The sequence below is a fragment of the Streptomyces kurssanovii genome (genome assembly GCF_040677245.1).
GTDB classification, from domain to species: domain Bacteria; phylum Actinomycetota; class Actinomycetes; order Streptomycetales; family Streptomycetaceae; genus Streptomyces; species Streptomyces kurssanovii.
On the sequence record NZ_JBFAQK010000027.1, the window covers coordinates 48,410 to 69,010 of the forward strand.

The window sequence follows — 20,601 nt, forward strand, 5'->3', positions numbered from 1 at the left end:
CCCTTCCGAGTCGTGCTGGTCGTGGCGTGTGTGGGTTGACCTTGCGGGTACCCGCTGGTGACGCGATACCCGGCCTCCGAGGGAGGAAGTCATGCAGCTGTCGTTTCTCACCCCTCTCTACGAGCGTCCAGGTCCATGGGCCAGCGTTCATCTCGACACCGGATGGGAGAACGAGTCGACCACGAGGCGGCGTGAGCTGCAGGCCCGCGATGTGTGCGACTCCCTCGCACGGCAAGGGGCCGACGACGCGACCGGGCGTGCTGTCTACGACGCCCTGATGTCACGGCCGGGGCCGACGCACGGGGCCGGGCGCGCCGTCTTCGCGACCGCGGGTCAGGTGGTCCTCGACCCGCCGCTCGCCACGCCCCCGGCCGTCTCTGCGGACGTACGGTGGTCCGCCCTGCCGCACGTGTCGCCGCTGCTCGACCTCGGTGCGCGGGAACCGGTGTGCCTGGTCGCGTACATCGACCGGCTCGGCGCGGACCTGGAAGTCCGCACCCCGGTCGCCGCCCGCCCCGCCGGCCACGCCGAGGGCTGGGACTGGCCGATTCACCGAACGGGACGTGACGACTGGTCGGAGTGGCACTTCCAGCGGAGCGTCGAGAACACCTGGGAGCACAACGCCGGTGAGATCGCGGCCGCGATCGCCACCTGCGAGCAAGAGGTGAAGGCCGACCTGATCGTGCTGGCCGGCGGGGCACGTGAGCGCAGGGCGGTCCACGACAAGCTGCCTCCCCAGCTGCGGCCGATCACCGTGGAGACCGAGCACGGCGGCCGGGCGGAGGGCGCGGCCACCCGGTTGCTGGGCAAGGACATCGAGAGCGCACTGCACGAGCTCGCCCTGCGCACCACCGACAGGGAGCTCGACCGGTTCCGCGCCGCCCACGACTCGGTCGCGCAGACCGTCCCCGATCTGGTGGAGGCCGCCCGCGAGCACCGGATCGCCGAGCTGTTCGTGAGGCCGGACGGTGCCGACACGCAGCGCGAGGTCTGGGTCGGCAGCGAGCCCGACCAGCTGGCCGTGCGCCGCACGGAGACGCAGTACCTGGGCGAGACCCGGCCCTCCGCGGCCCGTGCCGACGACGCGCTGCTGCGCTCGGCGGTGGTGACCGGCGCGGAGGTGCAGAGCGTCCCCGCCGACGGCTCCCACGACGTGCCGGTGGGCGGCCTCGGCGCACTTCTGCGCTGGCCGTACGAGGCAGGAGAACGGCGATGAGCAGCCGAGGGAGCGGCGGCAAGGACAAACAGCAGCGCGCCGTTCTGCACACGCTCCTCGAGGACCACGGGCGTACGTACGCGGAGGAGGCCGGGATCAATCTGCGGGACACCCCGCAACCGCTGTACCGGCTGCTGGTCCTCGCCCATCTGCTGAGTGCGCGCATCCGGGCCTCGGTGGCGGTCGCGGCGGCCCGTGAGCTGAGCGACGCGGGGATGCGCAGCCCCGAGGCGATGAAGAAGGCGTCGTGGCAGGAGCGCGTCGACGCCCTCGGCCGCGGTGGCTACCGCCGTTACGACGAGCGCACCGCGACGCAGCTGGGCGACGGCGCGGAGCTCCTGATCGAACGGTACGGCGGCGATCTGCGGCGGATGCGGAAACAGGCCGACGGCGACGTCGACGAGCTGCGCCGCCTGTTGCGGGAGGTCCCTGGTATCGGTCCGGCGGGCGCGGACATCTTCCTCCGCGAGGTGCAGGCCGTGTGGCCGGAGGCCGGGCCGCTGCTGGACGAGAAGGCCCTGCAGGGCGCCCGCCGCCTCGGGGTCGCCGACGACCCGGGGACGCTGTTGAAACTGGCGGACGCCGACGCGGCGCACCTGGCGGCAGGGCTGGTGCGGGCCGCACTCGACAAGGAACTCGCCGGTTCGGTGAAGGAACACGCCGCGGCCTGAGAGGTACCGGGTACCCGGCCGCCGGTGAGCGCGGCGGGTGGGCGAAGTGGCGACGGCGGACGGCAAGGGCCCGAGGCGAACCCGGCGACGGACCGGCCCGGACATGCGGATGCCGGACGCCGCGGCCTCCCGAGGCGTCCGGCATCGGTGCCGGGCCGGTCACTTGCCCAGTGACCGCTTGAGCTCATCCTTGTTCATGGAGGAGCGACCGTGCACGTTCCGCCGCTGCGCCTCCGCGTACAGCTGGTCGTACGTGGGCCCTTCCGAGCCGCTCTGCGAACGCTTGCCGCCGCGCCGCGAGGACGACATGTCCTGCGTGGACGTCTTGCTCGCGCTCTTGGACTCGCCCGAGCGGGCACGCTCCTTGTTGACCGTGCGGGCGGCCATCTCCTTCGCGCGCTTCTCGCTCGCTCCGCGTTCCTCGGCCCCCTCCTTGATGTGTTCGTACTGTCGTTCCCTCTTGGAACTCGAACCGCGTGGCATGACCACTCCTTAGCGACCGGACCTTGTGACCGGGGACGGGAAACCAACCCCTCCACCGTGCGCCGCGCCCGGATGGGCCGCAATCGCCGCGACTCGGGGCGCGGCCGATCGGGTACTGCGTGTACCCCCCCGCCCCGACGGACATTCCGGCGGCCTGCCGGTCACTTCGCGGAGCCCGCCGCGAGGGTGGGCGCACGACTTCTGCCGGGCCCGACCAGCGCGCGTAAAATCCTGACCGGGCGCGATCACCCGCTGGTCTGGTCGCACTGACTGCTCGAGATGGGAGTGGTCGTGGTCCTGCGTGCCGAAGGACCCGCGGGCGGCGGGCGGAGCGAACAGGCGTCGTTCGTCGACCGCCTCGGCGAGGAGAACGCCGCACTCCGCGAGGAACTGTCCCGGCGTCACCTGACCGATCTGGCCACCGGGATCCTCGCCGCCCAGCTGCGCCTGGCGCCCTCGGAGGCCGCGGAGCATCTCGCCCGTCTCGCCGAGTCCGCCTCCCTGAGCCGCGAGGACATCGCCGCCGACATCGTGAACGGCGTGGCCGGCAGCATCGCCGTCACCGCGCCCGCGTCGACGGCGGCCGGTCCGGACGACGCACAGGAGGAAAGCCTTCCGCCGCCGGCCGAGGCGCGCCGGCTGCGCCAGGTGGTCACGGCCGCCGAGGCCGCCGCGACCGTGTCAAAAGGCGCGGACACGCTGCTGGAGGGCGGATTGCGGCCGCTCGGTGTGGAGGCGCTGTGGCTGTGGCGGCTGAACGGGTCCGGGTGCCTGCGGCTCGCGGGTCACGCGGGGGTGAGCGCCCTCGAGGCGTCGCAGTGGCAGTGGATCCCTCCGGCGGCCCCGGCACCGGTCCGCGCCGCGTTCGCGGACGCAGCGCCGGTATGGCTGCCGACGGGTCCTCCGGAGGGAGAGACGCTGCCCGGCCCCTCGGACAGCGCGGCCCGCGCGCTGTTCCCGCTCCGGTTGCGGGGGAGGACCGTGGGACTGGCGCTCGCCGTGTGGCCCGCCGCCGCCGACCTGGACGGCTCCCTGCGGGGCGCGCTCACGGGCCTGGTCGAGGTCGCGGCGCGGGTACTGGCGGCCGAGGAGGTGACGCCGTCCGAGCAGCCCGTACTGGATGATCTGCTGGACGCGCTGACCCATCCGGCGATGACCCTCGTACGTGATCCTCGGACCGGGGCCCTGGTCGTCGAGCATGTCAACGGTCCGGCCGGCGACGCGCTGGGCGGCTCGCACCGGGCGGTGGGGCGGCCCGTGGAGGCCGCGTTCCCGCTGCTCCATGTCGATCTCGAGGCCATGTCGCGCAGGGCCCGGCACGCGAGCACCCCGCAGCGGGCCGCGCGACTGCCCGCCGAACACAGGTCGGGCACCGGGGCGCCGCTGGTGGACGTACGGGTGCTGCCGGCCGGCGACGACCGCACCGTCGTGCTGTGGCACACGCGGAGCGACCACCGCACGGCGGGCGGACGGGCCGTCGGCAGGCTGCGGGGCCTGGCGCTCTTCGAGGACGACTTCGGCTCCGGCCGGTCCACCTGGACGGAGCAGACGTACGCGATCTTCGGGATGCCCTTCGGCTCCGATCCGGTCCCGCTGACCGAGCTGGAACCGCGTGTGCACCCGGACGACGCGGGTGAGCTGCGCGAGCTCCTCACCGATCTGGTCGACCGGCGCAAGGGTGCCGCGGCCGTCGTCCGCGTGGTCCGCCACGACGGCGGGCTGCGCCATGTGCGGATCGCCGCGGAGCCGTTGCTGGACGGGGCCGACCTGTGCGGGATCACCGGCGTCTACCAGGACATCTCGGCCGAGTACCACACGGAGGTCGCGCTGACGGCGACGTTCGACCAGCTCACGGCCGTGCGCGCGCAGGCGACGCTGCGGCACCGGCTGGTGCTCCAGCTCCAGCAGGCGATCGTCCCCGAGATGCCGTCGCTGACGAAGCTGCCGGGGCTGAGCGTGGCGGCCCGCTACCGTCCGGCGGCGCAGGAGTACCGGGTCGGCGGCGACTGGTACGACATCCTGCCGCTGCCCGACGGGAAGGTGCTGATGGCGGTCGGCGACATCGCGGGCCACGGGATCGACTCGGCCACCGGCATGGTCGCCCTGCGCAACGCGCTGCGCGGCCTGGCTTTCACCGGCCACTCCCCCGCCCGGCTGATGGCCTGGCTGAACGAGGTCACCCTGCACACCGCCGGGCATCCCACGGCCACGGCGCTGTGCGCGCTGTACGACCCGGGCGACCGGACGCTGCGCTGGGCGAGCGCCGGCCATCTGCCGATCCTGCTGCTGCGTCATGGCACGGCCCGGCTGCTGGACCCCCCGCAGGACATCCTGCTCGGCGCGACGCCCGCGCCCGTCTACCGGGAGGCGACGACGCAGTTGCGCCGGGGGGACACGCTGCTGCTCTTCACCGACGGACTCATCGAGCGCCGCCACGACGGCCTCGACGAGGGTCTGGCGGCGTTGCGCCGCACGGCCGAGAAGCTCACCGCCTGTCAGGTCGACGAGCAGGTGGACCAGCTGCTGCGGGATGCGACCGGGGACACGGACGACGACACCAGTCTGATCGCCGTGCGTGTCGGCTGAGGTCCCCGCCGCGGGAGCGGTGCACCGGTGGGGCGCCCGTCAGCGGCCCTGTTCCAGCCAGAGCCGGATCTTCGCCACGAGCTGGTCGGCGTCGACCGGCTTGGACACGTAGTCGTCCGCTCCCGCGGCCAGCGCCTCCGCCCGGTCGCCCGCCATCGCCTTCGCGGTGACGACGATGATCGGCACATCGGCGGCGTGCGGCAGTTTCCTGATCGCCTCCATGGCGGAGTAGCCGTCGGTCCCGGCCATCATCACGTCCATCACGACGAGGCCGATGTCGTGGCGGGTCCGCACCAGCTCGATGCCGGTCCTGCCGTTGTCCGCCGTGATGACGCGCACCCCTTCGTGCTCGAGCAGTTCGGTGAGCGCGAAGACGTTGCGTGTGTCGTCGTCGACCACCAGGACCGTACGGTCCCTCACCGGTGCGACGGGCCCGGTGCCGGCGGCGCCCGGTCCGCCGTTCGCGTCACCGGGTTCGGCCTGGGTGGAACCGCGGCGGTGGACCGGCAGGTACAGGGTGAAGCAGCTGCCGCGTCCGAGGGTGCTCCGCGCCTCGATGGTGCCGCCCAGCAGCCGGGCGACCTCCCTGCTGATCGACAGACCGAGACCGGTGCCGCCGTAGTGGCGGGAGGTGGTTCCGTCGCCCTGCTGGAAGGCGCCGAACATGCTCTCCAGCCGGTCGGCGGGGATGCCGATGCCGGTGTCGGTGACGCGGAAGGCGACGACGGGCCCGGAGTCCCGCAGCGACGAGGGCACCTCCTCCTCGCCCGCGAGGGCGACCCGCAGCTGGACCCGCCCCTGGTCGGTGAACTTCAGCGCGTTCGAGAGCAGGTTGCGCAGCACCTGGCGGAGCCGGGACTCGTCGGTGGTCAGCCACTGCGGCGCGTCCGGCTCCGCCACGGCCTCGAAGGTGAGCTCGCGCTCCGTCGCCACGGGCCGGAACGTGGACTCGACGTGCTCCATGAGACCGCTGAGGGGGAAGGCCGCGGGGTGGACGGGCATCTTGCCGGCCTCGACCTTGGACAGGTCGAGGATGTCGTTGATCAGCTGGAGCAGGTCGGAGCCCGCGGAGTGGATGACCTCGGCGTAGTCCACCTGCTTCTCGGTGAGATTGCCCTCGAGGTTCTGTGCGAGCAACTGCGCCAGGATCAGCAGGCTGTTGAGCGGTGTGCGCAGTTCGTGGCTCATGTTGGCCAGGAACTCGGACTTGTACATCGAGGTCCGGGACAGCTGCTGCGCGCGGGCCTCCAGCTCCTGGCGGGCCTGTTCGATCTCCAGGTTCTTGCGTTCGATGTCGCGGTTGCGGTCGGCGAGCAGCGCCGCCTTCTCCTTGAGTTCGGCGTTGGAGCGCTGCAACTCCTCCTGGCGCGCCTGGAGTTCCCTGGAACGGTTGCTGAGTTCCGCGGTCAGCCGCTGGGACCTGTCGAGCAGCTCGTCGGTGCGGGTGTTGGCGATCAGCGAGCTGACGTTCACGCCGACCGACTCGATGAACTGGTCGAGGAAGTCGCGGTGGACGACCGTCAGGGGCTGTACGGCGGCGAGTTCGACGACGCCCAGAAGCTGGTCCTCGAGGACGACGGGCAGCACGACGAGGTGGCTCGGGTCGGTCCGGCCGGTGCCGGAGAAGACCGTCGCGTAGCCCGGCGGCAGGTCGTGCACCTCGATCGTGCGCCTGCTGCGGGCGGCCTGCCCCACCAGGGACTGGCCCAGCCGGATACGGCGGCCCTGGCCGGCCAGGCCGTCCTGGGCCCCGTACGCGGCGATCATGACGAGTTCGGTCCCCTCCTCGCCCTCCTCGGCGAGGAAGAATCCGCCGTACTGGGCGCGGACCAGGGGCGGCACCTCGTCCATGATCAGCTCGGCCACCTTGGTCAGGCTCCTGGTGCCCTGCATGAGGCCGGAGATCCGGGCGAGGTTGGTCTTGAGCCAGTCCTGTTCCTCGTTGGCGCGGATCGTCGCCCGCAGCGACTCGACCATGGCGTTGATGTTGTCCTTGAGGTCGCCGACCTCGCCGGGCGCCTCGACGGTGATGGAGCGGGTGAGGTCTCCCTCGGCGACCGCGCTGGTGACCTCGGCGATGGCGCGCACCTGGCGGGTCAGGTTCCCGGCGAGTTCGTTGACGTTCTCCGTGAGCCGCTTCCAGGTGCCGGAGACTCCCTCGACCTCGGCCTGCCCGCCCAGTCGTCCTTCGCTGCCGACCTCACGGGCGACCCTGGTGACCTCGGCCGCGAACGAGGAGAGCTGGTCGACCATGGTGTTGATGGTGGTCTTGAGCTCGAGGATCTCGCCCCGCGCGTCGACGTCGATCCTTCTGGTGAGGTCGCCGCGGGCGACCGCCGTGGTGACCTGGGCGATGTTGCGGACCTGGTTGGTGAGGTTGTTCGCCATCGAGTTGACGTTGTCGGTGAGGTCCTTCCAGGTACCGGAGACACCGCGCACGGTGGCCTGGCCGCCGAGGTTCCCGTCGGTCCCGACCTCGCGGGCGACCCTGGAGACCTCCTCCGCGAACGAGGAGAGCCGGTCGACCATCGTGTTGATGGTCTCCTTCAGCTCCAGGATCTCGCCCCGCGCGTCGACCCTGATCTTCTGCGTGAGGTCGCCGCGGGCCACGGCGGTGGCGACCTGCGCGATGGAGCGGACCTGGGAGGTGAGGTTGTCGGCCATGGTGTTGACGCCGGAGGTGAGCTCCCACCACACGCCCTTGACCTGCGGCTCCCTGGCCTGGCCGCCGAGCAGACCCTGTCCGCCGACCTCCCGGGCGACCCTCGTCACCTCGGAGGTGACGAGGGAGAGCTGGTCCACCATGCCGTTGTAGATGCCGGCGATCTCGCCGAGCAGACCGGAGTCATAGGGCAGCCGGACGGAGAGGTCACCGTCGCGCACGGCGGTGAGCCCGGCCAGCAACTTGGTGAGTCCCTCCTCGCTCAGCTCCGCGGGAGGCCGGCCCCGTAGGGGCTCGGGCGTACTGCTGGACGCGTCCATCGCAGACCTCGCGCTGTCGTGACGTACGGCGCCGTGGCCGGGTCACCGCGGAAGCGGCGTCGCCCACGGCCTTCTCCACTGTGGCACGCGGGCCATGTCACGACACCCCGGCGGCGGGCCGCTCGACGCGGGACGTCCGCCGGGCGGAGGGGTTCACTCGGGGACCGTGACGACGAACCAGACGGCCTTACCCGTCCCACGAGGTGCCCATCCCCACTCGTCCGACAGCCGGTCCAGCAGATACAGACCGTGTCCGGAGGCCCGGGCCGGGTGGTGCGGGCCTCGGGGCCGCGGACGGGCCGCGCCCGTATCGCTGACCTGGACCCGGATCCGGCCGGGGCCGCGGTCGATCCGCAGCTCGTACGGGGAGCCACCGTGCGTGCACGCGTTGGTGACCACCTCGGACACGAGCAGCAGTGCGTCCTGGGCCCGGACACGTCCGTCCGGGCCGGACAGGGTGAACCAGTCGTCCAGGGCCTCGCGCGTCAGATCACGGCACCGGGCCACCACACCCTGCCCACCGTCGAGGGGAAAGCGGCGGCTGACGGAGATCTGCTCAGACGCCCGTTCCATATGAATCGCGTGCCCCCGAACAATTGCTTCAAAGCACCTCAAAGGGGAATCATCAGTACATAAGAAGCTCGCCCGACGGTCCCGCTGCACCCGACAGCGCCGGCCTCCGCCCCGTCGAAGGAGCCTCGATGTCCAGCTCGACCCACACCCGGCAGCCCGTCCCCGGTGGAACCCCCGAATCCCCCGGCGGCCCGGAGCCGCTCCTCGCGGCGGACCGGCGCCCCGTTCCCGACAGCCTCCCCGAGATCCCCGACCCGCGGGCCGTCAGCCCCATGGACGCCCGCGCACTGTCGACCACGCTGTTCGCCCGGCTCGCCGATCTGGAAGAGGGCACACCCGAGTACTCCTATGTCCGCAACACACTGGTGGAACTCAATCTGAGCCTCGTCAAGTTCGCGGCGCTCCGGTTCGCCAACCGGGCCGAACCGATGGAGGACATCATCCAGGTCGGGACGATCGGTCTGATCAAGGCGATCAACCGCTTCGACCTGGAACGCGAGGTCGAGTTCGCCTCGTTCGCACTCCCGACCGTGATCGGTGAGATCAAACGGTTCTTCCGGGACTCCAGCTGGTCGGTGCGGGTGCCGCGCCGGCTCCAGGAGCTGCGGATCGACCTCGCCAAGGCGCTCGACGTCCTGGAGCAGCGGCTGGGCCGCAGGCCCACCACCACCGAGCTGGCCGCGTACCTCCACGTCAGCGAGGAGGAGGTGGTGGAGGGCGAGCGCGCGTCCAACGGCTACACCGCGCAGTCCCTCGACGCCACGGTGAACGACGAGGACGCGTCCAACGCCGTCACCAGGCGCCTCGGCATCGACGATCCCGCCTTCGACATCATCGACTCCCTCGAGGCGCTCAAGCCGCTCATCGCCACGCTGGACGAGCGCGACAGACTGATCCTGTCGCTGCGCTTCCGTGAGGAGCTGACGCAGTCGGAGATCGGCGAACGCCTGGGCATCTCCCAGATGCACGTGTCGCGTCTGCTGGCACGCATCCTCGAGAAGCTGCGGGCCGGGATCATGGACGACTCGTCCGCTGTCCCCGTGCGGGACTGAGCCGCACCTCCAGCCAGACGACCTTCCCCGTGCCGCGGGGCTCCGAGCCCCAGCTGTGCGCCAGCCGCTCCATGATGAGCAGCCCGTGGCCGCCCGGCCGGGAGAGGTCGTTCTGCACCTTGCGCCGGGGGCGGCGCGGGTCGGCGTCGGCCACCTCCACCCGCAGCCACCCGGCCGACCTGCTGAGCACCAGCTCCTGGGGTCCGCCCGCGTGCAGGCAGGCGTTCGTCACCAGCTCGGACACGAGCAGCAGCACGTCCTCCACGACGTCGCTGGGTCCTTCGGGGCCGGCCGCCGTCCATCCCCAGTCGGCCAGCGCCTGCTCGGTGAAGTCACGACACCGGCTGACGACCCCTTTCGTGCCGAACAGCGCCAGCCGGCGGGTCTGCCCGTGCCCTCCGGGGCCCGTGGTCATCAGGCCTCCTCCGTCAGGTCGACGGCTCGTCCGCCAGCGCCTCGTCCACGCCGGCGTGCACCCGGAACACCGCATGTGCCCCCGTGATCTCGAACATGCGCGCCACAGGGGGCCGCATGCCGGCGAGTTCCACCCGTGCGTCCGTCTCCTGGGCGGCCAGCCGCCCGTGCAGCAGGACGTTCAGCCCGGTGGAGTCGCAGAAGTCCAGGCCGGCGCAGTCGACGAGGATCCGCTTGGCGCCCTTGCGCAGATGCTCCTCGATGGCCTCCCGCAGGGGGTCGGCCGTGTCGTGGTCGAGCTCACCGCTCAGGGAGAGGACGACGGTGTCGCCCCGCCGTGCCGCGGCGACGCCGAACCGCTCGCCTCCGGCGGCGGATTCCTCCCCCGGCGGCGTGGTGGCTCGCGAGACCATGGGTTCCAGCCTCCTCGGCACTCGTACCGGCATTCCGACTATTGCCGCATTGCTTGGCAGCGGCCACCTGCGACCCTTCGGGTACCCGTCGTCGACGGCGCCACACCGCCGTCCTGCCGCACCGGGAGGGCCGCTTGCCGAAGTGCGGCCGCGACATCGGACGGGGAAAGCCCGGCCGCCCGGCGCGACATCGGCGGGAGGGGAGCCGGGCCGCCCGGCGGACCACGACCGCCGGGGACGGATCAATCGCCGTCGACGGGGTACCTGTCGTGTCCTCACGACGTCTGCGGACAGCGGGAAACAGCCAACGACCTCCGAGACGGACCCAGGACGGAGAACCGGCGATGAACCACCCCCAGGACACGGCCCGGCCGGGAACTCTGCCGCGAGCCTCCGGGCCCGGCGGAGCCCTCGACGCGGTCGCCGCCGTCCAACCGGCCGCGACCGCCCCGGACGAACTGCCGCAGGACCACACCCAGGCGATCCTTCAGGCGACCAAGCAGGTGGGCGCGCTGCTCAAGGCCTCGGGGTACCCCTTCGCCCTGGTGGGCAGCGTGGCGGCCTACGCGCACGGTGTGCCCATCCGGCTGCAGCACGACTCCGACTTCTGCCTCCGCAGGCAGGACGCCGAAGGCGTGGTACGGACCCTCGTCGAAGGGGGGATCCAGGTCGTCTCCCCGCCGGAGGACTGGCTGGTGAAGGCCAGAGCGGGCGGCGAGGAGATCGACCTGATCTTCGAACTGGCCCACCGCCCCGTCACCAAGGAGATGCTCGACCGGGCCGAGATCCTGCCGGTCGACTCCGTCCACATGCCGGTGCTCGCCCCGTCCGACCTGCTGGAGAGCCGGCTCACGGCGCTGTCGGAGCACCACTGCGACTTCGGCGCGCTGCTGCCGATCGCCCGGGCGCTGCGGGAGCGGGTCGACTGGGACCGGCTGCGCCGCGAGCACTCCTCCTCTCCGATGCCGGACGCGTTCCTCTATCTGCTGGAGCGGCTGGACGTCATCCCGCCGCGGGAGGTGCCCCGTGAAGGAACCTGAGGCTTCCGAGTACCGGATCGCGCGTCTGCGTGAGCGTCTCGCGGACGAGGAGATCTCGGAACTGGGCGTACAGATCGACATGCGCGGCGGATACGTGCACCTGTGGGGCACCGTGTCCACGACCGCGTGCAGGAGCGAGATCCTGCGCATCGCAGAGACCGAACTCGGCGGGCTGCCGGTGCGGGCCGACCTCACGGTCGCCTGCGCCACGGCCCCCGAACGGCCAGAGGAGCTCGAGTGATCCGTGTTGCTGCCGTGGGAGACATCCATCTGGCGCCCGACAGCCGGGGACTGCTGCGCCCCGCCTGGGAGACGCTCGGTGACCGCGCCGACATGCTGCTGCTGGCGGGCGACCTGACCCGCCACGGCACCGTCGAGGAGGCGGAGGTGGTCGCCGACGAGATCAAGGGGCTGCCCGTGCCGGTCGTCGCGGTACTGGGGAACCACGACTACCACAGTGACCTTCAGGACGAGGTGACGGGCCTGCTGGAGCGGGCCGGCGCGACCGTCCTCGAGGGCGAGGGCACGGTGCTCGATGTCGGCGGCACGAAGGTCGGCATCGCCGGTACGAAGGGCTTCGGAGGCGGCTTCGCGGGCCGCAGCGCGGGCGAGTTCGGCGAGCCGGAGATGAGGTCCTTCGTCCGCTACAGCCGCCGGTGCGCGGCCGATCTGGCACGTTCCCTGCTCGATCTGCGGGAACAGGGCTGCGAGGTACTCATCGCCCTCACGCACTTCTCACCGGTCCCCGACACGCTCGCCGGGGAGCCGCCGGAGATCTATCCGTTCCTGGGCACGTATCTCCTCGCGGAGGCGGTCGACGAGGCGGAGGCGGACCTGGCGGTGCACGGCCACGCCCACATGGGCACCGAGCACGGGATGACCGCCGGCGGTGTCAAGGTGCGCAATGTCGCGCAGCCGGTCATCGGCCACGCGTTCGCCCTCTACCACGTCCCCGTCGGCGCCCGGATCGACGTACCGTCCGTCGGCTGAGAGGTTTTGGCCGCACACGCCCGGGCAGGTGCGTGTTGTGCTTCGGACAGGAGGCACGCCCCGTGGGAGCGGATGCTCCGGGTGCGTCAGGCCCCTGTCCGTGTTCCCCCGGGTGACTCGATTTCCGGCATAGCAGCCCCCATATCCCAGGGAGTCGCGACATCATGCCCACGTTCGCTCACACCAAGCACTCTCACTCCGACGCCCCCGACACAGCGGCCGCCTTCCGCAGGCTGGCGGAACTCGACGACGGACCCGAGCGGCAGGAAGTACGCCAGGAGATCGTGTCCGCCTGGCTGCCGATGGCCGAACGGATCGCCGGCCGGTTCCGCAACCGCGGCGAGTCCATCGAGGACCTTCAGCAGGTCGCCGCTCTCGGCCTGGTCAAGGCGGTCGACCGCTACGACCCCTCACGCGGCGCGTTCGAGAGCTTCGCGGTGCCCACCGTCGTGGGCGAGGTGAAGCGGCACTTCCGCGACCACATGTGGGCCCTGCACGTGCCGCGCCGCGTCCAGGACCTGCGCAACCGCGTCCGGTTCGCCCGCCAGGACCTCGTACAGACCGTCTCGGGGCGCGCCCCCACGGTCGCGGAGATCGCCGAACGCGCCGGTGTGTCCGAGGAGGACGCGCTGGTGGGTCTGGAGGCTCTGGAGAGCTTCACGGCGCTGTCCCTCGACGCGGAGCTCCCGGGCGCCGACGACGGCTACTCGCTCAGCGACACGCTGGGATCGGCCGATCCGGCCATCGACGTGCTCGTGGACCGCGAAGCGGTGAAGCCGGGACTGCGCAAGCTGCCCGAACGTGAGCAGAACATCCTGTACATGCGCTTCTTCCGCGACATGACCCAGAGCAGCATCGCGCAGACGCTGGGCATTTCCCAGATGCACGTGTCCCGGCTGATCAGCCGGAGCTGCGACCAGCTGCGCAACGAGGTCATGCGGGACGAGGCCGTGCACGAGGACGTCATGCGGCGCGCCGCATAGCCAGCGCGACGTGCCGCGAGACGACGTCGACGGCACGGGCGTGCGCCATCGAGAAGGCGGGTGTGCCTCCGCTGCGGAACAGCGACAGCACCCCGAGGACCCGGCCCCCTCCCTCACCGCGTTCCTGGACGGGCACGCACAGCAGGGACGTGACGTCGGCCTGGACCAGGACGGAGTCACCGTCCCCGTCACGGCCGAAGCAGTCGAGGTCCTCCGGGCGCACCTGGAGCAGCGAGGAGCCTTCACCGGCGCAGTCGACGACGATCGGGCAGCCGGCGGGGTCCTGGGCCGCTATACGTGCCGCCAGCGCGGCCGCCTCCTCGCCGGCCGGGCCCCGTACGGCGATACGGCGCAGACCGGCGCCGGTGACGAGGTCGGCGACGGCCCAGTCCGCGCCGTGTTCGGCGAGGACCGCCGCGGCCGCGCCGAGCGCCGCTTCCGGGTCGCCGGCGGGCGCGCGCAGCAGGGCGGTGGTCATGCCGTCCAAGAGGTCCATCTGGGCCGCGTGCGCGGCGGCTTCCGCGAGATCGGGGGCGGTGGCGCGGCGCAGCCTGGTCCCGGGCCGGCCCGCCCGGCCGTCGTCACGCCGGTCGTCGGTCATCTCGGACTGCAGGACCATGAGCACGGCGGGGTGCGGCTCGTTCGGCGGGCGCAGGGCGGTGAGTGTGGCCCGCAGCGTCTCCTCCGGACGCTGCTGGAGATGGACGCGCAGACTGCGCGGCCCCTCTCCCCTGGCGACGGCGGCCGCCTGCGAGCGCAGAGCGCTGCGGTCGCCGGGGCGCAGCAGTCCGGACAGCGGCCGGCCGGCGGCGAAGCCGGCCCGTACACCGGTGAGGTCCGTGGCGGCGAGGTTCATCCGGCGGACGACGGTGTCACCCCCGATGAGTGCCACGGGCAGCGGCAGCCGCTGGAAGAGGGCCCGGAGGAGCTGGAGCTCCGTACGGTCCGCCGCCGCACGGGCCGGGCCCTGAGCCGCCAGGCGCTCGTACTTGGGCCACAGGGTCTCCGATACGTGCTGGAGTTCGAACAGGGCCGCGTCCAGCAAGGTCTGCTGCTCGTCCGGCGGCAGTCCCCGGGCGGCTTTCAGCTCAGCCACCCGGCGGACGAAATCCTCGAGGTCACCGCCGAACTCATCGCTCTGCGCCATGGGAGAAAGTTATCCGACCGGGCGGCGGCGCAACGCGACGACCTGGAGTTCGGCATGAGTCACCGGGGGTTTGTGGTGCGAGGGGGCGGGCAGCCGCACCCGCGGAAGGAGGACACGCAATGCTGCCCCCGACGGACCTGACCGTGGAACCCGCCGCCGGCGCCCGTGACCTTTCGGACTTCACGGAAGCGGCGATGCGCTGCGTGGAGCCCTGCTGCGGCGCCGCGACCACGGTCACCGACGGCTCGGCCGAGCGCCGTGCCGCCGCCACCCACCCCGATCTGACGACGCTGATCTCCGTCGAGCTCGATTCGGGCGAGGGTCCCACCTCGAGCGCCCTGGACACGGGCGAGCCCGTCGCGGCCGTCGATCTGCTGGACGAGGAGCGCTGGCCCGACTACCGCGCCGCGGCCCTGGAGTCCGGTATCCGCTCCAGCTTCACGATGCCGTTCCGGCGCAGCGAGGTGGAGGTGACCCTGAGTCTCTACAGCTTCCATCCCGGGGCGTTCGCCCATCTGGCGCATCATCCGGTGGTCGTGCTGGGCGAGCAGTTCGCCCAGGGACTGGTGCGCGACCACTTCTACCGGGCGGCACTCGCCCAGGTGAACCAGCTCGAGACGGCGCTGGACTCACGCGCCGTCATAGACCAGGCCAGCGGCATCCTGATGCACGCCCTGGGCTGCGGCCCGGCCGAGGCCTTCGACGTCCTGCGGCGCTTCTCGCAGCGGACGAACCGCAAGCTGAGCGCGGTGGCGGAGGAGATCGTGCGCAGCAGGGGCCGCAGTCTGCGGGCGCAGCAGCACCCTCAGTGACCACATCAGGGCGAATGAGGGCATTTCACCGGGTCGACGGGGAACCCTTCCCCGCATGGAACTACGCGAGATCCTTCGCCCCGACGCCACCCTGCCCGCGCTCCTCGAGGGGTACGCCTGGCTGCCCGACCTGATGCGGCGCAGTGGCGGCGCCCCCGTGCGGACCCGGCTCATGGGCCGCCCGGCGGTCGCCCTGCACGGCCTCGACGCGGTGCCCTTCTTCTACGACGAGCAGCACGTCGCACGCCGTTCCGCGCTGCCCGGGCCCGTCCTGGACACGCTCTTCGGCCGGGGAGCCGTGCACACGCTCGACGGCCCGGCGCACCGGGCCCGCAAGGCCCTGTTCGTCTCCCTCCTCAAGGACGCGACGTCAGTGGACGCGCTTGCCGGAGAGGCCGTGAAGGAGTGGGACGCCGCCACCGCCGAGTGGGCACACCGGCCGCGGATCGAACTGTTCACCGAGGCGAGCGTGGTGATCACCCGCGCCGTCTGCGACTGGGCGGGGGTGCCCCGCGGGGAGGACGACGGCCGGGCCACGGCGCGCGACCTGGTCGCGATGGTCGACGGCTTCGCCACCGCGGGTCCACGGCACTGGCGTGCGCGGAAGGCTCGTACCCGCCAGGAGGAACGGCTGAGCGGCCTGATCGAGGAGGTCCGCAGGAGCGGGACGGAGCACTCGGGCTCCGCGCTGCACGCCGTGGCACTCCACCGCGACGACGCCGACGAGTTGCTGGACCCGCACACCGCCGCGGTCGAGGTGCTCAACATCATCCGGCCGACCGCGGCGGTGGCCTGGTTCATGACGTTCGCCGCCCATGCCATGCACCGGTGGCCGCGGCAGCGGGAGCTGCTCCGGGACGGCGGCCCCGAGTACGCGGAAGCCTTCGCGCATGAGGTCCGCCGCTTCTACCCGTTCGCGCCGTTCCTGGGCGGTGTCGCGGTGCGGGACCTCGAATGGCGGGGCGAGCGGATCGCCGAGGGCACACTCGTGCTGCTCGACGTCTTCGGCCACCATCACGATCCGGCGCTCTGGCCCGACCCGTACGTCTTCGAGCCCGCGCGGTTCGCCGACGGTGGGCCGGTCGGTGCGGACCTGCTCATCCCCCAGGGCGGCGGCGACACGGCGACGGGCCACCGGTGCCCCGGCGAGGACGTCACCGTGGCGCTGCTGAAGGCCTTGGTGCCACAACTGGCGCGGCTGGAGCACGGTGTTCCGCCGCAGGACCTGTCGATCCCGCTGCGCCGGATCCCCACCCGCCCGGTCGACGGTTTCCTGCTGGCGCCCCGGCCGCCGGCCGCCGGCTGACGAACCGGCGCACGGCGGCGGCCCGGGACCGGGACCCGGGTCCGGGTCCGGGTCCGGGTCCGGGTCCGGGTCCGGGTCCGGGTCCGGGTCCGGGTCCGGGTCCGGGTCCGGGTCCGGGTCCGCCGCCCACGCCGACGGGTCAGGGGACCCTGCGGCGCGGCGTCCTGCCCCACAGCCAGTCACGGAGGGCCGACAACCGCGGGCGCTTCTCCCGCCGTTCCCGGGTGTGGCGGTCGAGCTCCTCCATGAGACGCCGTGACCGGTGGTCCATGTCCAGCTCGTCGAGGATGCGGTCGATCTCGGTCAGCAGCGCGCCGTGCAACTGCCAGTGGCGCGGCTGTCGCTGCACGCCCTTGAGCAGCAGATCGGCGGCGTTGTCGCGGCTGGCCCGGGCGGCGGCGAGTTCCCCGGTGAGCCGCTCCTCCGCCGCGTCGGCGCTCTCGCTGGTCTGGGTCGTGACGAGGACGGCGAAGCTCACCAGCGTGTCGGCGACGTGCGAGAGGAGCTCCTCGAGGGCGACGCCCACCTCGTGGGAGAACAGCTCCTCCTCCCGCCGTTCCTTGGCGAGGTCGGTGATGGTGCGGGCCAGCACCCGCAGAACGACGGCGCAGATCTCCAGGGTGTCGAGGCCGGTACGGAGCACGATGCGGTGCAACAGGCCTTCCTTGACCCTGGGATTGAAGCGGAGGCTGTCCTCGGCCTGGCGCAGCGCCGCGTCCACGTCGGCGATGTCGTTGTCGAGCCTGCGGGCCTCGTGGAGCCGGGCCGCCGCGCGCTCGACCGGGGTGGGGCTCGTCAGCTCCTCACCGATCCGCAGGAGCAGCCGTCGCATGCGCCGCCCGAGGTCCTCGATCGACTCGCCCGCGGCCTCCACCCAGACCGGCGGTACGAAAAGCATGTTGAAGAGGAGCCCCACGACGGCGCCGATGAGGGTCTCGAGCACCCGGTCCCAGGCGGCGCCGGTCACCTGGGTCACGCCGAGCACGAGCATGGCGCTGATCGCGACCTCGGGGACGAACTCGTCGACCCGCACGAATCTGCCGACGACCAGCGAGGCCAGGATGATCAGCCCGAGGCTCCACCAGGTCAGACCGACGAGCGCGCTGAAGCCGATGGCGATGAGGACGCCGACGACGACGGAGTTCACCCGGCGCACACCGGTGGTGATCGTGGAGTAGAGAGTGACCTGGACGACCAGCAGCGCGGTCAGGGGCGCGGTGAGCGGGGCGACGGGACTGTCGAGCACCTGCACGGCGACCACGTACGAGATGGTCGCCGCAGCGGTCGATCGCACGGTCTGTACGACGGCCGGTTCCTTGCTCCGGCTGACGATGCCGGCCATCGGCGCTCGCAGCCTCGTGCGGGCCTCAACCTCAGACACCTTCGTCCTTCCCCGCTCCCTCGCCCGGACCCGTGCGTACCGGTCTGTCCGGGATCCCCCTCAGCGCCCGCCGGATGCCGCGCCCTCGCCGACGGCCGGTGCGGCCGACCTGATCCGTCGGCCCACGTAGGTCTCGGCGGCCAGCAGCGCGTCGCGGGCCGTGCGCTCGCACATGAGCACACACAGTGTGTACGCGGTGTCCTCGAACCGTCGCCGCGCGGAGTCGTCGTGGGGAGCGGCGAGGACGTAATGTTCCTGCGCCCGGTAGCGGGCAATCAGCCTGGTGATCACACTCGTGTCGGGCATCAGCATCGTGGTCTCCCGGTTTATGCGGCCCCCTGACACGGCGGAGCGAGGTCCGTCCGGTGCCTCATTGTGAACCGGAGCGGTCCTGTCCGCCACACAGCTGGCTACTGTAGGTAGTCGCTGGTATGGAGGGGCCACGGCACGCCGGAACCGGCCGTTCACAGCCGCCGCCCCGGTTTTCACAGCTTTCCGGATTCACAGGGGTGCCCGCAGGCTCGTGGAGCCGTCCTGCCAGGCGGCCATGAGCCGGTCACCGAGGCGGTCCTCCAGGCAGGTCGTGGCCGCTATGCCGAAGGCGACGTCGGGCGCGAGCGAGGGTTCGTCGGCGAGCAGTCCGCCGATGACGTCACGGCGCACGATCTGTTCGTGAACGGCGTCGGCGGTGACGTGCTCCGCGTAGAAGTGCTCGGCCGCGGGCCCCGCGCCGGTACGGCGCATCGCCTCGGCGAGCCGGCGCGAACCGGGTGAGGACGTCACCTCGACGGTGGCGAAGTGCCCCACCAGAGCGCCCCGGTGGGCCCGGTGCAGGCCGAGGAGCGACATCAGGTTGACGTTCGCCAGCATCTCCGCCGGGGCGGCGTCGAGGTACCGGCCGTAGGAGGGGTCGAGGCCGAGGTCGGCCATCAGGTCGGCGAAGAGCCGGGCGTGCACCCGTTCGGCGCGTCCGCCGCCGAACTCGTCGAACTCGACCGCCACGAAGGCGGCTTTGGCCCTGCCGTGCAGCCGCGGGATCACCCAGGCGTGTGGGTCGGCCTCCTTGAGGTGGTACAGGGAGCGCATGGCGGCGTACTCGCGCAGGTGCCAGAGCTGTCCCTCGTCCCTGAGGAAGTACGACACACCCGTGCCGTCCACCGGTTCGACGAGCAGCTCGTCCAGTGCGTCGTGGACGTCCGGGTGACCCGCGGTCCGGTCGCGGAGCGCGTGAAGGAAGCGCCGCTCCATCGCCGCGCGCAATGCGAGCAGCGCCGGGTCCCACTCCCAAGCCGGGTCGACCCCGGCGAAGCCCCGGTAGTGCAGTTCGTAGCTGACGTACAGGGCGAGTTGCAGGTCGTCACCGAAGGGGTCGGCGCGCTTCGCGGAGGCGGGGTCCGGCAGCTGTGCGCCGGCCGGGGCACGCAGTGCGTTCAGCACGCCCTGCGACAGTTCGCCGCGCCCGCCCGGCAGTTCGCCCTCCAGGGCCGCTTCCGTGGCCGTGACGAGGTCCGTCATCGTTCACCTCCTGCCCCTTCGGCGGTGACTGGTGTCGCACCACGGGTACGTCCGGCTGCGCCGGCAGGTGCACAGCGCGACGGTGAACCGGTCGGACCGCACCGTGGTCCCGTCGTCGAGGACGACCTCGACGGGGCCCTCCACCAGCATCGGGCCCTCCCTGGTCACCGTCACACGACAGGGCTCCGGGGCCGTTCGGTCCTCATGCTCGATCGGCACGGATGATCACCAGCTCTTCCTTGTCCTCGCCGGGAGCGATCAGACCCCGCCGCTCGAGCCACTTCCTGCGCGAACGCAGGACGGGCCCGAACGGGACGAGACGACGCTCCACGACGGCGGCGTCCAGGCCGGCGCCCTGCAGCCGCTCGAGGGTCGCCCCGACGCCGCTGAGCGCCGAGTGCACCATCAGCAGGGCACCCGAGGGGTTCAGCAGTTCCGCAGCGCCGTCGCAGATCCGGTCCAGGACGGCCCTGCCGTCGTGGCCCGCGTCCCAGGCGACGGCCGCGCCGCGCCGCGGCGGGCGGGCGTGCGGTGCGGGCACGTAGGGGGGATTGCACACGATCAGGTCGAAGCGCCGGCCCATGGCCGGATCCAGCAGGTCACCGTGCAGCACGCGCACCCGACGGCGGGCGAGCACGGCGTTGAGGCGGGTGGCGGCGACGGCACGCCATGAGCTGTCGACCGCTGTCACACGGGCGCCGCGCCGGGCGGCCGTGAGGGCCAGCGCTCCGGTGCCGGTGCCCACGTCGAGTACCTCGGCACCCGGCCTCAGCGGTTCACGCCCGAGCGCGTCCGCGAGCAGAAACGTGTCGCTCTGCGGGGCGTACACACCCGGGGCGAGCACCAGCGCGGCTCCGCCCCGGTCCACTCCCAGCAGATGGGTCATTCCTGACTCCCTCGGCAGACTGTGCCGGCGTCCTGCCGGCCCGGCGGTTTCTTGATCCCGTTGCCCAGCTTCTTGATCCCGTGTGCCCAGCACCGCGCGTTTCATCCGTTTCGGTCCGCGGCCGCCGGGGACCCGTGCAGCAGCCGGCCGG

Annotated in this window: 21 protein-coding genes; 10 read left to right on the plus strand and 11 right to left on the minus strand. The window is 72.0% G+C overall.

Features of this window, described 5'->3' with window-relative positions:
* The first annotated feature begins 91 nt into the window (after nucleotides 1–91).
* Together AB0K36_RS20065 and AB0K36_RS20070 are read left to right on the plus strand one after the other, a co-directional pair.
* Nucleotides 92–1,216 (plus strand): baeRF2 domain-containing protein, encoded by a 1,125-nt coding sequence (locus AB0K36_RS20065; RefSeq protein WP_189472944.1) that lies wholly within the window; start codon nucleotides 92–94, stop codon nucleotides 1,214–1,216.
* Nucleotides 1,213–1,887: an endonuclease gene (locus tag AB0K36_RS20070; RefSeq protein WP_364596008.1), complete on the plus strand. Its 675-nt coding sequence runs from the start codon at nucleotides 1,213–1,215 to the stop codon at nucleotides 1,885–1,887. The genes AB0K36_RS20065 and AB0K36_RS20070 overlap by 4 nt, the downstream gene beginning before the upstream one ends.
* Before the next feature lie 159 nt (nucleotides 1,888–2,046).
* Here AB0K36_RS20070 and AB0K36_RS20075 read toward each other — a convergent pair whose 3' ends face one another.
* On the minus strand, nucleotides 2,047–2,370 hold the full coding sequence (locus AB0K36_RS20075) for a plasmid stabilization protein (RefSeq protein ID WP_189472948.1): 324 nt from the start codon (nucleotides 2,368–2,370) through the stop codon (nucleotides 2,047–2,049).
* 279 nt (nucleotides 2,371–2,649) lie between these two features.
* On the opposite strand from AB0K36_RS20075, the gene AB0K36_RS20080 reads away from it, so the two are divergent.
* Nucleotides 2,650–4,956 (plus strand): SpoIIE family protein phosphatase, encoded by a 2,307-nt coding sequence (locus AB0K36_RS20080; protein WP_364596011.1) that lies wholly within the window; start codon nucleotides 2,650–2,652, stop codon nucleotides 4,954–4,956.
* A gap of 39 nt (nucleotides 4,957–4,995) precedes the next feature.
* On the opposite strand, the gene AB0K36_RS20085 is transcribed toward AB0K36_RS20080, so the two are convergent.
* A complete protein-coding gene (locus AB0K36_RS20085) occupies nucleotides 4,996–7,938 on the minus strand; it encodes a HAMP domain-containing protein (protein ID WP_364596014.1) in 2,943 nt (980 codons plus the stop codon).
* Between the two features lie 153 nt (nucleotides 7,939–8,091).
* The gene (locus AB0K36_RS20090) at nucleotides 8,092–8,511 is read right to left on the minus strand and encodes an ATP-binding protein (RefSeq protein WP_364596017.1); all 420 of its coding nucleotides are present in this window, start codon (nucleotides 8,509–8,511) and stop codon (nucleotides 8,092–8,094) included.
* A 128-nt stretch (nucleotides 8,512–8,639) separates the two neighbouring features.
* On the opposite strand from AB0K36_RS20090, the gene AB0K36_RS20095 reads away from it, so the two are divergent.
* Nucleotides 8,640–9,563 carry a SigB/SigF/SigG family RNA polymerase sigma factor gene (locus AB0K36_RS20095; RefSeq protein WP_364596020.1) on the plus strand — a complete coding sequence of 308 codons (924 nt, stop codon included), beginning with the start codon at nucleotides 8,640–8,642 and terminating at the stop codon, nucleotides 9,561–9,563.
* On the opposite strand, the gene AB0K36_RS20100 is transcribed toward AB0K36_RS20095, so the two are convergent.
* On the minus strand, nucleotides 9,526–9,978 hold the full coding sequence (locus AB0K36_RS20100; protein ID WP_364596023.1) for an ATP-binding protein: 453 nt from the start codon (nucleotides 9,976–9,978) through the stop codon (nucleotides 9,526–9,528). The two genes, AB0K36_RS20095 and AB0K36_RS20100, sit on opposite strands and share 38 nt — an antisense overlap.
* Nucleotides 9,979–9,991: 13 nt before the next feature.
* The gene (locus AB0K36_RS20105; protein WP_364596025.1) at nucleotides 9,992–10,390 is read right to left on the minus strand and encodes an STAS domain-containing protein; all 399 of its coding nucleotides are present in this window, start codon (nucleotides 10,388–10,390) and stop codon (nucleotides 9,992–9,994) included.
* A 344-nt stretch (nucleotides 10,391–10,734) separates the two neighbouring features.
* On the opposite strand from AB0K36_RS20105, the gene AB0K36_RS20110 reads away from it, so the two are divergent.
* The 4 genes from AB0K36_RS20110 to AB0K36_RS20125 all read left to right on the plus strand — a co-directional run bounded on the left by AB0K36_RS20110 (nucleotide 10,735) and on the right by AB0K36_RS20125 (nucleotide 13,403).
* A complete protein-coding gene (locus AB0K36_RS20110; RefSeq protein ID WP_364596027.1) occupies nucleotides 10,735–11,430 on the plus strand; it encodes a nucleotidyltransferase family protein in 696 nt (231 codons plus the stop codon).
* Nucleotides 11,417–11,671: a BON domain-containing protein gene (locus tag AB0K36_RS20115; RefSeq protein ID WP_189472962.1), complete on the plus strand. Its 255-nt coding sequence runs from the start codon at nucleotides 11,417–11,419 to the stop codon at nucleotides 11,669–11,671. Before AB0K36_RS20110 ends, AB0K36_RS20115 begins: the two co-directional genes overlap by 14 nt.
* Nucleotides 11,668–12,420, plus strand: coding sequence for a metallophosphoesterase family protein (locus AB0K36_RS20120; protein WP_364596029.1), 753 nt, complete (start codon nucleotides 11,668–11,670; stop codon nucleotides 12,418–12,420). The genes AB0K36_RS20115 and AB0K36_RS20120 overlap by 4 nt, the downstream gene beginning before the upstream one ends.
* A gap of 164 nt (nucleotides 12,421–12,584) precedes the next feature.
* On the plus strand, nucleotides 12,585–13,403 hold the full coding sequence (locus tag AB0K36_RS20125; RefSeq protein WP_364596032.1) for a SigB/SigF/SigG family RNA polymerase sigma factor: 819 nt from the start codon (nucleotides 12,585–12,587) through the stop codon (nucleotides 13,401–13,403).
* Here the strand turns inward: AB0K36_RS20125 and AB0K36_RS20130 are convergent.
* The gene (locus AB0K36_RS20130) at nucleotides 13,384–14,550 is read right to left on the minus strand and encodes a PAS domain-containing protein (RefSeq protein ID WP_364596035.1); all 1,167 of its coding nucleotides are present in this window, start codon (nucleotides 14,548–14,550) and stop codon (nucleotides 13,384–13,386) included. The two genes, AB0K36_RS20125 and AB0K36_RS20130, sit on opposite strands and share 20 nt — an antisense overlap.
* Before the next feature lie 119 nt (nucleotides 14,551–14,669).
* Between AB0K36_RS20130 and AB0K36_RS20135 the strand changes: the two genes are divergently transcribed.
* Both AB0K36_RS20135 and AB0K36_RS20140 read left to right on the plus strand, forming a co-directional pair.
* A complete protein-coding gene (locus AB0K36_RS20135; protein WP_364596038.1) occupies nucleotides 14,670–15,362 on the plus strand; it encodes an ANTAR domain-containing response regulator in 693 nt (230 codons plus the stop codon).
* Between the two features lie 55 nt (nucleotides 15,363–15,417).
* Nucleotides 15,418–16,668, plus strand: a complete 1,251-nt coding sequence (locus AB0K36_RS20140; RefSeq protein WP_364596041.1) for a cytochrome P450 — start codon at nucleotides 15,418–15,420, stop codon at nucleotides 16,666–16,668.
* 139 nt (nucleotides 16,669–16,807) lie between these two features.
* Here the strand turns inward: AB0K36_RS20140 and AB0K36_RS20145 are convergent, their stop codons facing one another.
* The 5 genes from AB0K36_RS20145 to AB0K36_RS20165 all read right to left on the minus strand — a co-directional run bounded on the left by AB0K36_RS20145 (nucleotide 16,808) and on the right by AB0K36_RS20165 (nucleotide 20,450).
* Nucleotides 16,808–18,010, minus strand: a complete 1,203-nt coding sequence (locus AB0K36_RS20145; protein ID WP_189473064.1) for an FUSC family protein — start codon at nucleotides 18,008–18,010, stop codon at nucleotides 16,808–16,810.
* A gap of 99 nt (nucleotides 18,011–18,109) precedes the next feature.
* Nucleotides 18,110–18,361: a DUF5133 domain-containing protein gene (locus AB0K36_RS20150; RefSeq protein WP_005321215.1), complete on the minus strand. Its 252-nt coding sequence runs from the start codon at nucleotides 18,359–18,361 to the stop codon at nucleotides 18,110–18,112.
* A 189-nt stretch (nucleotides 18,362–18,550) separates the two neighbouring features.
* Nucleotides 18,551–19,564 carry an iron-containing redox enzyme family protein gene (locus AB0K36_RS20155; protein WP_364596044.1) on the minus strand — a complete coding sequence of 338 codons (1,014 nt, stop codon included), beginning with the start codon at nucleotides 19,562–19,564 and terminating at the stop codon, nucleotides 18,551–18,553.
* Between the two features lie 3 nt (nucleotides 19,565–19,567).
* Nucleotides 19,568–19,714: a CDGSH iron-sulfur domain-containing protein gene (locus AB0K36_RS20160; protein ID WP_364596112.1), complete on the minus strand. Its 147-nt coding sequence runs from the start codon at nucleotides 19,712–19,714 to the stop codon at nucleotides 19,568–19,570.
* A 52-nt stretch (nucleotides 19,715–19,766) separates the two neighbouring features.
* On the minus strand, nucleotides 19,767–20,450 hold the full coding sequence (locus AB0K36_RS20165) for a HemK2/MTQ2 family protein methyltransferase (protein ID WP_364596047.1): 684 nt from the start codon (nucleotides 20,448–20,450) through the stop codon (nucleotides 19,767–19,769).
* Nucleotides 20,451–20,601: the final 151 nt, after the last annotated feature.